The organism is Secundilactobacillus collinoides DSM 20515 = JCM 1123 (assembly GCF_001435975.1).
GTDB classification, from domain to species: Bacteria; Bacillota; Bacilli; order Lactobacillales; family Lactobacillaceae; genus Secundilactobacillus; species Secundilactobacillus collinoides.
In genome coordinates this window covers 25,230-35,952 of sequence record NZ_AYYR01000015.1, presented here as the reverse complement: position 1 = coordinate 35,952, position 10,723 = coordinate 25,230, and the positions used below count along the sequence as shown (strand labels likewise).

At 48.9% G+C, this 10,723-nt stretch carries 10 protein-coding genes; 5 read left to right on the top strand and 5 right to left on the bottom strand.

Annotated features, from left to right (window positions below; all coding sequences use genetic code 11):
• Window positions 1-489: 489 nt before the first annotated feature.
• Window positions 490-1,422, bottom strand: a complete 933-nt coding sequence (locus tag FC82_RS04490) for an alpha/beta hydrolase (RefSeq protein WP_056996320.1) — start codon at window positions 1,420-1,422, stop codon at window positions 490-492.
• A gap of 139 nt (window positions 1,423-1,561) precedes the next feature.
• Window positions 1,562-2,359, bottom strand: a complete 798-nt coding sequence (locus tag FC82_RS04485) for a tyrosine-protein phosphatase (protein WP_054761780.1) — start codon at window positions 2,357-2,359, stop codon at window positions 1,562-1,564.
• Between the two features lie 144 nt (window positions 2,360-2,503).
• On the opposite strand from FC82_RS04485, the gene FC82_RS04480 reads away from it, so the two are divergent.
• Together FC82_RS04480 and FC82_RS04475 are read left to right on the top strand one after the other, a co-directional pair.
• Window positions 2,504-3,157 carry an NAD(P)H-binding protein gene (locus tag FC82_RS04480; RefSeq protein ID WP_054761778.1) on the top strand — a complete coding sequence of 218 codons (654 nt, stop codon included), beginning with the start codon at window positions 2,504-2,506 and terminating at the stop codon, window positions 3,155-3,157.
• A gap of 71 nt (window positions 3,158-3,228) precedes the next feature.
• Window positions 3,229-4,053 carry an alpha/beta hydrolase fold domain-containing protein gene (locus tag FC82_RS04475; RefSeq protein WP_162260920.1) on the top strand — a complete coding sequence of 275 codons (825 nt, stop codon included), beginning with the start codon at window positions 3,229-3,231 and terminating at the stop codon, window positions 4,051-4,053.
• A 322-nt stretch (window positions 4,054-4,375) separates the two neighbouring features.
• Here FC82_RS04475 and FC82_RS04470 read toward each other — a convergent pair whose 3' ends face one another.
• A complete protein-coding gene (locus FC82_RS04470) occupies window positions 4,376-4,627 on the bottom strand; it encodes a hypothetical protein (RefSeq protein WP_054761782.1) in 252 nt (83 codons plus the stop codon).
• A gap of 354 nt (window positions 4,628-4,981) precedes the next feature.
• Between FC82_RS04470 and FC82_RS04465 the strand changes: the two genes are divergently transcribed.
• From FC82_RS04465 to FC82_RS04455, 3 genes are all read left to right on the top strand, one after another.
• Complete coding sequence (locus tag FC82_RS04465) at window positions 4,982-5,722, top strand: gamma-glutamyl-gamma-aminobutyrate hydrolase family protein (protein ID WP_054761767.1); 741 nt, start codon at window positions 4,982-4,984, stop codon at window positions 5,720-5,722.
• 326 nt (window positions 5,723-6,048) lie between these two features.
• Window positions 6,049-7,560 carry a glycerol kinase GlpK gene (gene glpK, locus FC82_RS04460; protein WP_082620192.1) on the top strand — a complete coding sequence of 504 codons (1,512 nt, stop codon included), beginning with the start codon at window positions 6,049-6,051 and terminating at the stop codon, window positions 7,558-7,560.
• 271 nt (window positions 7,561-7,831) lie between these two features.
• Window positions 7,832-8,332 carry a DUF1440 domain-containing protein gene (locus FC82_RS04455; RefSeq protein WP_054761762.1) on the top strand — a complete coding sequence of 167 codons (501 nt, stop codon included), beginning with the start codon at window positions 7,832-7,834 and terminating at the stop codon, window positions 8,330-8,332.
• 234 nt (window positions 8,333-8,566) lie between these two features.
• Here the strand turns inward: FC82_RS04455 and FC82_RS04450 are convergent, their stop codons facing one another.
• Together FC82_RS04450 and rlmD are read right to left on the bottom strand one after the other, a co-directional pair.
• Entirely contained in the window at window positions 8,567-8,983 is a 417-nt protein-coding gene (locus FC82_RS04450) for a hypothetical protein (RefSeq protein WP_054761757.1), read from the bottom strand.
• Between the two features lie 69 nt (window positions 8,984-9,052).
• A complete protein-coding gene (gene rlmD / locus FC82_RS04445) occupies window positions 9,053-10,492 on the bottom strand; it encodes a 23S rRNA (uracil(1939)-C(5))-methyltransferase RlmD (protein ID WP_056996319.1) in 1,440 nt (479 codons plus the stop codon).
• Between the last annotated feature and the right edge of the window lie 231 nt (window positions 10,493-10,723).

The following is a 10,723-nucleotide window of genomic DNA, read 5'->3' as shown; positions in this document are numbered from 1 at the left end:
TCTTCATACCAGTACCTCCAGAGATTTCTGGTTCAAGTACTGGGGTTCGGTCCAGCTTCCTGGAGCTCGTTTCGACTTGGCTGCCTAGGAAGCTTTTTTGAACTTATCTCTTTGAATGATCTTATAGCAAAAAGTTAGCGACCTGCGCGTCAGACAGAGTGGTCATGGAAAATTCCGAATTTGGATTTGTCACTTGCTTGCTTGTTTGATGTGACTGGTATCTGTATTTTGAACTTGTTTTTGGCTGGGTGAGTTAGAAATGATGAGCGCAGAGTTGAAGAGACTGTGATCAAAAAAAGCGGGCCTGCTTTGCCGGGGTTTGTTTACTGGCTGATTTGGGCGACGTGGGTCTCTTTTTTATAGACTAAACGTGTTCCGAAAGGTAGGGGGCTACTGCAGAAGCGACTCTGACCCAAAAAGTCAGAACCGGACTTTTCGGGTCAGAGTCGCTTCTGCTCCGCCCCCTAAACGCCTTTCTCCACACTGTCTCTACTTAAAATAAGTCCCCAAAAACTCACTAACCCGGTGCTTATAATTAGCAGGGTTGTACCAAAAACTCTCAGCATGACTGGCGTTGCGCACGATCCAGAGCTGCTTTGGTGCCTTGGTTGAGGCGTAGTTTTCATAAGCCATCTTAACCGGCACGTAGGTATCTTTACCACCGTGGATAAATAGAATTGGCCGCCGGTTTTTCTTTAGTTGTTCAGTAGACGAAACATCGTTTAAGTAATACCCCAGACGTTGCTTCGTAATCGTGCTGATCAGTGGTTCGATAGGGTATTCCGGCAGGTGATACTGGTTATGCAGCAAGTAAACGAGTTCTTCACGGATGCTGGCATACCCGCAGTCAGCGATGATGGCTTTGACTTGCGAAGGCAATTTCTCACCTGACAGCATTTCGACCGTGGCGCCGCCCATGCTGACACCAAACAGGAGAATCTTTTCGTCCTCACCGTTCTTGCCGATGATCTGCTCGATCCAGTGAATGTAATCTAACCGGTCAAGCCAGCCGAAATTAATGTATTTACCTGCGCTGTCACCGTGGGCACGGTCATCTGGTAACAGGATGTTAAAGCCGAGTTCGTAAAACATTTTGGCGTAGTTTGCCATTGTTTCACGGTTGCCCTTATACCCGTGGGAAATAATGACCGTTTTACCCTGATCTGCCGGGTTCGGGATGTAGCTTGCGACCAACTTTTTATCCGGATCGTTTTCGTTCAAATACCATGTGTCGTGGGGGATTTGGCGGTACCAGTCCACGTAGGCGTAGTACTCGTCCGCGTATTTTTGTTTGTCCGCAGAGGTTTCTGGGACGTAGTTGACCCGCTTAAAGGCCACGTTAAAGAGCTTATTGCTCATGTAAACAGCTCCGGCAGAAACCGCAGCCAAGGGGAGCGTCAGTGTGAGTAGTCGTTTATTCATCGGGAGCCTCTTTTCTTGTTGTTAAACAGTTAATCTTTTTTAAGTTATTTAACTAACCTTTATATCTATTTCTAATATAAATAGTGCGGTCTACCTTATTAAAGTAGACCACACTAGTTTAAAACTATTACGAATTAAGTCAAGCCTTAGTCAGGTATAGGGTTTGCAGATCAGTAATGTCCTGGTCCGACAAATCAAGTGCCTTGGTCAAAAACCCGTGCATATCGCCGTAGTCATCGCGAATGGCGGTCATGGCATTTTCGTAGTAGGCATCGGATACCCGCCAGAGGGCTTTGATCGAATCTAATAATTGGCCGCTGACACCTTCTGCTTTGGCTGATTCTAAACGCCGATGGAGCAGACCGGCAGCAACCTGGTTGGTCAGCAGGTAGTCCTGTCGGATGGTGGGTTGGGCAACGCCCAGTGCGTTTAGGAAGAACACAGCGCCCATGCCGGTCCGATCCTTGCCGGCGGTACAGTGGAACAGGACAACGTCGTTTTCGGTTGTCAGCAGTGTTTGAAAGAACTGCTGATACGCTTCGTGGGATTTTTCAGTGGTGATCATGTCGTGGTAGGTGTCCAGCATGTGCTGAAAGCCGTTTTCAGCCTTTTCCTTCAGTTCTGCCTGGATCTCCGCTTGGGTCTTTGAGTTATCAGTCTGGTCCTCCTCGAAAACGGGCAGGTGTTGGTAACGAACCCCCGTTGGGACGCGGTCGGGTTCCTTAGTGATCTCGGTGTTGGACCGGAAATTGACGTCAACCTTGACGCCATAGTTGATGAGTGTCTGCTGGTCGTCGTCCGTCAGCCGTGCAAGCGAGGCCGTTCGAATGGCACGCTGCCATTTGACTGTGCGGCCATCCACCGTGGGATAGCCGCCGAGTTCGCGAAAGTTAATGCCACCGCTAATATCTAATAATCGTTGGTTTGTCGTTTGCATAGGGTGCCTCCTTGAGATTTCTGCATCTATTGTACATTAAATTGACCGAAAAGTCAGACGATAGGTCCGGTCCACATTGCTTTAGATACCGTTTTGAAAGCGTTATACTTACTGTACTAATCACACATAGGAAGGGTGACTATCATGAAAATTGCAATTATTGGCGGCAACGGCAAGGCAGGGTCGAAGATTTACGAAGAAGCTATCAAACGGGGGCACGAGGCAACGGCCATCGTACGGAACGCTGAAAAGGCACAGGCGGTTCTGGGAACGGACGCCGCGCTGCTGGTCAAGGACGGGTTCGCACTGACAAAGGACGACCTGACCCAGTTCGATGTGATCGTGGATGCATTTGGGGTGCCGATGGGCTCACCGTTGGCATACCTGCATATGGATCTCGCAGCGAAACTCGTTCACGATTTACGGGATACAAAGACGCGTCTGGTGGTGATCGTCGGGGCGGCCAGTTTAAATATGCCGGATGGCAACCCATTGATCAGTCAGTTATTGCAGGCTCCCGGGCATGAAGACTGGATCGGGGTACCGTTGAATCAGTCGCACGAATTAGCCATTTTACAAATGGTTGATAACGTTGACTGGGTGGCCGTTTCACCACAGCGGAACTTTACGCCGGGCCCCGCAACGGGGTATATTATGGGTAGTAACGATGTGATGTTTGACGCGGATGGCAAATCTGAATTGACAACGGGTAACATGGCGTTGGCTGTTTTGGATGAGCTGGAATCGCCGGAGCACCATCAGGAACGGTTCACGATTCGAAACGCGGATCAGGACTAAATTAATTATGGCAGGTGGCTAGTGTGAGTTTAAGCGGTAATTGGTTACTTTTTAAAACAAGACATTCACGATTGAAACAGCAGGTGGCAGCGGGATTTCGGCATCCTGGCCGGCGAACGGATGAACTGGCAGCGGACAAGTTTGCCGCGCCGGAAAGAGTCCAAATCACAGAACTGCCAAACGGCCGTCTGGTAACGCTGGTCACTCAGGAAGCGGCGTCAAAGCACATTATTTTATTGCACGGGGGCGCCTACGCGTTACGGGCAACCGAGAGTCACCGTGAGTGGATGAAACTGTTGTCGGCTGATACTGGTGCGAACGTGACCGCGATCGATTTTCCGCTAACCCCAGAGTATACGGCGCGGGACACCGTGTCGTTTACCGTGAAAGCCTACCAGAAATTACGTGACCAATTTCCACTGGACGACTACTACTTGCTGGGTGATTCAGCGGGCGGCGGCTTAGCGTTGGTTTTACTGCAAACGCTGCGTGATCAGAAATTACCGATGCCAACTGGCACGCTGCTGGTGTCACCGTGGTCGGATCTGGCCATGACTGAGCCTTCGTTTGAGGCGGGGGCCGATGCTGACCCGGAGTTGTCGTTACCGGTTTTGCGCGAAGTTGCAAAGAAATATGCTGGTAAGCTGGCGTTGACTGACCCGCTGGTGAGCCCGATCAATGCTAATTTAGATCATTTAGGCAAAATCGGGTTATTCTATGGCACCAAGGAAGTTTTGCTGCCGGAGCACCACGCTTTGGCACAGAAACTGGTGGCGGCTGACGGCACCGATGTTGATATTCATGAGTTTAAAAATATGATGCACGATTATCTGTTATGGCCGAATTTGCCAGAGAGTCACAGGACGTTTACTTATTTGCAAGACATGATGAATTAACGAGAAAATAACTAAAGAAAAGACATTCTTCGCTTGATGAGCGAGAATGTCTTTTCTATTGGTTACTTATTGTTTGGTTTAATGTTGCGAGGATTATTAATTCTGCGCCATTCAAGTGAATCAACACAGAGGAAAATGGCACTGCGTTTTACTCAATGTGAGAAGCATTGCTGTAGGGAGACTAATATGCCGTCGAGTGCGCATTCGCAGCAAACTGTCTTTAACTGCAATTTGGTGCTGCGCTTTTGGATAACAGCAATCCATTATGAGCAGCATGTAGCGTTGCTAACAGAAGGAAAATCCTCAGACCTTGTATAAGAGCTTATCGTTTAATGGTTACCCGCACATCAGCAGGTTTATCTGTATTGGTAGGATGCAACTCTTCCTTGCAATCGAAATTGGCATCCTCAAAATAGTGCCGCATTTCTGTGTTAACCGTTTCCAAATCTCGGTTGTCGTTATCCTGCTGTGTAATCAGCAAGGTGTATTCACTAGTATCTTCATCAGCGTTTTCAAAATCGTAGATGAGGGACACAGTGTTCAGAATTTCCTGGATTAATTGACGTTCTGTCATTGCCATTACAATCTACCTCATTTTCAAAGAATAGTTACATATCTAATGTACGCTAATTGGACTAGATTGTTAAATGATTTAACGTCCGATACCGGAATTGTCGGGTATAACGGCAAGTAAAAACTAAAAATGACTGCGCTGTCAGGAAAAAAACCGATGAAACCCGCATTAACGACCACCAAATCATGGTAAACTAGGATGTTGAGAGCAACTGAAGCGTGTGTCTTGCTTTTCCGCGAAAGGCGTGCTATTTTCTTACTTTAAGTATGTGCTTTTCGGAAGTAAGCGCCATGAACTTAGCCGGTTGATGGTGACCAGGGGCACAAGAACCAATACTAAAAGGGGGCCTTAAACTTGCGACCAAGAATTGCTTTACCCGCTGATACGTTAGCTGAAGCAACTAACGTGATCAATGAACGCAACGCAGCGTATGCGCCGCGTCCTGCAATCGAAGCGGTTGTCAAATCTGGCGGCGTGCCAGTAATCTTGCCTAGTGTTGATCCGGATGATGTGGTTGACTATATGGATTTGTTTGACGGCGTTTGTTTCTTAGGCGGTTACGATGTGGATCCCACATTCTTTGGCGAAGAGCCCTTTGAAAAGTTAGGACCGACCTACCGCAAACGCGACTTGTTTGAAATTGAATTATTGAAACAATCAGTGGCTCGCGGCAAAGCTATTTTGGGAATCTGCCGCGGTATGCAGCTGGTCAACATTGGTTTGGGCGGCACTGTCTACCAAGATCTGTCACAAGACCCGCACGTCACTTTGAAACACAACCAGTTGGCACCGGGCAACATGCCGTCACACCACGTGACTGTGGCTCCCGACAGCCGGTTGTATAAGATTGCGGGGGAACGGCCCTACATTAATTCACGGCACCACCAGGCGTTGCGCGACGTGGCACCAACCTTGAAGGTGACGGCTCGAGCCGATGATCAGGTGATCGAAGCGGCGGAATCCATTGAAAACGACCAGATTCTTGGCGTGCAGTGGCACCCAGAAAATATGTATAAGCACCACGCGAGTTCAAAAGCGCTGTTTGCGGATTTAGTTGAACGCAGCACGAGAGTCGCTAAACGGACACGTGGGTAAAAACCGGTTTTAATCGTTTAAAAGCATTGTCTTTTGAGACCTGCTCCAAACATTCTAGGATTATCAGTAAAGTAACCGCCGTTCTAATAAAAGAACGAGCGGTTATTTTTTTATTTTTCACAAATAGTCCACCTATACCATTTATATTTAATCGTGTTGCTAAGGTGAAAGCAAACGTTTAATGCTAGACCAATCATTAAGAAAGTGCAATTTTAAGACAAATCAAATGACGGCAGCAGTTATGCTATGATAATATCAGTTTATGAAATCGTTTTCTAAAACGTAACGCCGTTTAGGGCATGTCTAATAAGTGGAGGCTGAAAGCTATGTCAATGAAGGAGCCGGAACATTATATTCTTGCAATCGATCAGGGGACCTCAATTACCCGGGCGATGCTGTTTGATCATTCGGGACGCAAGGTGATTGAGAGTGAAAAGACGTTTCCGCAATACTATCCGCACAACGGTTGGGTGGAACAGGATGCCAATGAGATTTGGAATTCTGTACAGTCGGTGATTGCCAGTGCATTGATCGACGCTGGGGTGCACCCGGAATTCATTGATGGTATCGGCATTTCGAGCCAACGTGAAACCACGGTCATCTGGGATAAAACGACTGGCCAGCCCATTTACCACGCCATCGGCTGGCTCTCAAAACAGACGGCCGGCATCGCTAAGCAAATGGTCAGCGATGGGTACGAAAATGTGATTCACGAAAAAACTGGGTTGGTCATTGACTCCTACTTTTCCGCCACGAAAGTCCGCTGGTTACTGGACAACGTGCCGGGCGCGCAGGAACGGGCTGAAAAGGGCGAGCTGCTGATGGGCACCATCGACAGCTGGCTAACGTGGAAGCTCTCTGACGGGCAATTGCACATTACCGACTACACGAACGCCAGTCAAACGATGATGTTTAATATCAACGACCTGCAGTGGGACGATGACATTCTTAAGATGCTGAACATTCCGAAACAACTGCTGCCAGAGGTGCACAGTTGTTCAGAAGTCTACGGCACCACTAAAAACTATCAATTTTACGGGGCCGAAGTGCCGATTGCCGGGTTAGTGGGTGACCAGCAGGCCGCCCTGATCGGCCAAATGGCCTTCAAGCCGGGTGAAGTTAAAAACACCTATGGTGACGGGGCCTTTATCGTGATGAACACGGGCGACAAGCCGCAGTTCTCCAACAATAAAATGCTGACGACCATCGCCTATGACCTCGGCGGTAAAATGACGTACGCGCTTGAAGGGTCGGTCTTCGTTGCTGGCACTGCACTGAACTGGCTGCACGAAAGCATGAAAATTATCGACAACGTGCCGCAGTCGCGCCAGGTAGCGATGGCCTCGACGGACGATGATGAAGTATACGTGGTCCCAGCGTTTAACGGCTTGGGGGCACCATACTGGGATCAGGATGCGCGCGGAGCCGTGTTTGGCCTGAGCCGTGGGACGAATCGAAGTGACTTTGTGAAGGCCACGTTGCAGTCGATCGCGTATCAAACCCGCGATATTATTGACACTATGCGCCAGGACACGGGCATGCCCGTAGTCGAGGTGCTGGCCGATGGCGGGGCGTCCCGGAACCGTTATTTGATGCAGTTCCAGGCGGATATTTTGAATGTGCCGATCGTTCGCTCCAGTGATGAAGAAACGACCGCACTGGGCGCCGCGTTTTGTGCGGGGCTGGCGACTGGCTACTGGAAAGATTTGGATGATATTCAAAAGATCCACGCGGATGGTCAGACCTTTGAACCAGACATGACTGAGGATCGACGGAAGAAACTTTATAACGGGTGGCAAGTGGCGGTTGAGGCAACCAGGGCGTTTAAAACGGAGTAGTGCGCGGAGCAAAACGAATAGGGAACGGGCACGGTCACCCCAAAACGCAAAGCGGTACCGCCGGTGAGTTAATTGTCATCACCGATCCACACAGTTAAAAACCAAACATCATTAAACCAGATACAAATTTAAAGAGACTAACCAACATCATCCCCCGGTTAGTCTCTTTTAATAAAATCGGCGCCGATCCAAAGCATCTTCGCTGTTCCCATCACAGAAAGCGTTTTATAATGAAGCAAATGGACATCATGTTTCGGAAAGAAGGATCACCATGTCAAAAATCGATTTAAAAGCAGCTGTGATTGCGGGCACGATTGCCGGTGTCTTCTCAGGTCTCGTTAAGTTGGGCTGGGAAAACGTTTTGCCGCCGCGAACCCCAGAGCGGGATGCAGTGAATCCGCCGCAGCATTTAATGGAACAGGTCGGGGTGCCAGAAAAGATTCGTAACGCAACCTACACTTACTCGAAACAGAAGATGCCGATTGCGGGCTTCCTGATCCACTTTGGGTTTTCAACGTCATTTGCGGTGCTGTACAGTGTGGCCGGGCATTACCTGCCGTTCATCAAGTCGGGGAAGGGCGCACTGTTTGGCCTCAGTATCTGGAGTGCCTTTCACTTGGGTGTGATGCCGGCAATGAAGACGGTGCCTGACGCCAAGGACCAACCGGCAGAGGAACACATTTCCGAAGCCCTTGGGCACGTTGTTTGGATGCATGCCAATGATTTTATTAGCGACAGCATTTACCGGAATTTGACAGCCGGGAAACACTAAAGGCAGATACGGGAGAAACAAGGCGTAAGAAAAAGCCCACCAGAGTTAGTCTGGTGGGCTTTTTTGGTTGCGTTTTTTTCAATATCAAATGCATCGCCTGTCATGGTCAAACCAGCAATCGAGGGTGAGCGATTCGCCAACTTTTATTGACTCCGCTTGGCTTCGTAGTCAACGCAGATAGTCGGCGCTCAGTGGGTGGCATGTCACCGGTACGCTCACCATGCTTTGAATCGCTTATCGCATCGATTTAGGCAAGTATCCAGCCCGTGTCAGTAAGTCTTTTGAACGGTCTGTAGCGGGTTTGAAGCCTCTGTTGAACAAGTGGCGGAAGTACATCATATTGTACAGCCCGGCCCAGACCAGGTTGAAGGCAATACTGGCGATGCTCATGGCGTAGTTGACCATGTTGTTTGTGGGCAGGGTGTAGATGCCAAAAAGGACACCCATTTCGATACCGATCATACACAGCAGATTGTACCAGTCGCCGCGAAAAATCGGAACGACGAGGTTGAAAATCAGTGTAGTCCAAGAAAAGCCAACTTTGGCGATTCGGACGTCGCCCTTTTCGTTTTTGACGGTCGCATAGTTTGGTGGTACTGGCAAGCCGTTTGGTCCCTCGTTATTATCGCCGTTTTGAAACGGATTTTGCATGATAGACCTTCTTTCAAATTGGCTCTTTAAAAGTTATTCATCAATGATAAGACAAAATGTTGAAATTGGCTAGTATTCGGCCCGTGTAAATTTCACAACTGCTTCACACCGAGGCGTTTGCGGCATCATATCCACTGATTGAATGTAGTCAACGTGGTATTCAGTTGTCAGTTCCTTGAGGTCACGAGCGAGGGTCGATGGGTTGCAGGAAATATAAACGAATTTTTTCGGGGTGGTTTCCAAAATGGTTCGAATCAACCAGTCATCCAAACCAGTCCGCGGCGGATCAACGATGAGGGCGTCAAACGAGAAGCCTTCGTCTACCCAGCGTGGAATCACGTCTTCTGCCTTGCCTGTTTCGTAGTGGGCGTTAGTGATGCCGTTTAACGCTGCGTTTTCGTTGGCGTCTTTGACGGCGTCAGGAATGATGTCCATCCCACGCACCTCATGCGCAGCGTGAGCGACCGACAAACCAATCGTGCCGACACCGGCGTAAGCGTCGACCACGTTTTCGTTTTCACCAAGGTCCAGTGCCTTGAGGGCTTCGTCGTACAATTTAACTGTCTGATAGGGGTTCAACTGTAAAAATGCCCGCGCAGATAAGTTGAACGCTAAGCCCTTGAGTTCTTCGCGAATCTGAGACTTTCCAGCTAAGCGGATCGTCTCATCTCCCCAAATAAGTGAGGTTTTAACGGGATTGATATTTTGCATGATCGACACGATGTTCGGAAACTTGGCCTGCAAACTGCTGACCAGGTCGTCGCTTTGCGGAAAAGCGCGTTCCGTGGTCACGAATACGACCTGAATTTCGTCAGTTTTGGCAGCCACCCGCACAATCACCGTTTTCACGAGGCCGGTCTCGTGGCGTTCGTCATAGATGGCGACGTTGAGGTCTTGCAACTGTGAAACGATAAAGCGCATCACAGCCATTGTGGCGGGCATTTGAACGGAACAGGTGGCCAGGTCAACCAGGTTATGGCTATTTTCTTCGTACAAACCGGCGATGACTTGGCCTTCAGCGGTCTTACGCACTTGGAACTGCGCCTTATTTCGGTATGCATAAGGATTATCCATGCCGATCGTCGGTTTCAATTCATAGTGCTTATAACCGTGGGGCTTGTATTTTTCCAGTGATTGGGCAATCACATCGCGTTTGAAATCAAGCTGGGCCGGGTATGCAAGGTGCTCAAGCTCAAACCCGCCCACTTGGTCAGCGTAGGCGTCACGCGGGGTGACCCGGTCCTTGCTGGGGGTCTTGATGCGGTGAATCTTAGCCGTCAGAAAATTTGGCTTGATACCAATCACTTCTGCGACCACAACTTCAGTCGGTAGCGCACCCTTGATAAAGACCAGCTTGCGCTTATAGTAGCCGATTCCTTCGCCGTTGATACCGATCCGCTTGATGGTCAGCGGGAACCGTTGGCCGATCTCAACCTGAACGTCAGCCTGACGCTGTTGCGGCCGGCGGTTATTGTTACGATGATTATAATGTTTTTGTGGTGTTGTCATTGTTACGTCCATTCTTTTGATTGGCTTTTGTGTTTTTTCTATATATTACGCTCTTATCTCGTGCATAGAGTATTGTATCAGACTATTTGCAGTTTTCACAACTTAGTGTTGAATTGGTGGGTATCAATTCAATTCATGGCAACATTTTTGTGCGACTTTTGATTGAGCTTGGTAAATGACGTTAGTTTACGTTACATGATGGGTGCTTTTAACAAGAACAATCGCGTATTG

Excerpts from the sequence above, each read along its gene's own strand:
- FC82_RS04490 (WP_056996320.1), bottom strand. The coding sequence starts at position 1,422 with ATGAATAAACGACTACTCACACTGACGCTCCCCTTGGCTGCGGTTTCT.
- FC82_RS04485 (WP_054761780.1), bottom strand. The coding sequence starts at position 2,359 with ATGCAAACGACAAACCAACGATTATTAGATATTAGCGGTGGCATTAAC.
- FC82_RS04480 (WP_054761778.1), top strand. The coding sequence starts at position 2,504 with ATGAAAATTGCAATTATTGGCGGCAACGGCAAGGCAGGGTCGAAGATT.
- FC82_RS04470 (WP_054761782.1), bottom strand. The coding sequence starts at position 4,627 with ATGACAGAACGTCAATTAATCCAGGAAATTCTGAACACTGTGTCCCTC.
- glpK (WP_082620192.1), top strand. The coding sequence starts at position 6,049 with ATGTCAATGAAGGAGCCGGAACATTATATTCTTGCAATCGATCAGGGG.
- FC82_RS04455 (WP_054761762.1), top strand. The coding sequence starts at position 7,832 with ATGTCAAAAATCGATTTAAAAGCAGCTGTGATTGCGGGCACGATTGCC.
- FC82_RS04450 (WP_054761757.1), bottom strand. The coding sequence starts at position 8,983 with ATGCAAAATCCGTTTCAAAACGGCGATAATAACGAGGGACCAAACGGC.
- rlmD (WP_056996319.1), bottom strand. The coding sequence starts at position 10,492 with ATGACAACACCACAAAAACATTATAATCATCGTAACAATAACCGCCGG.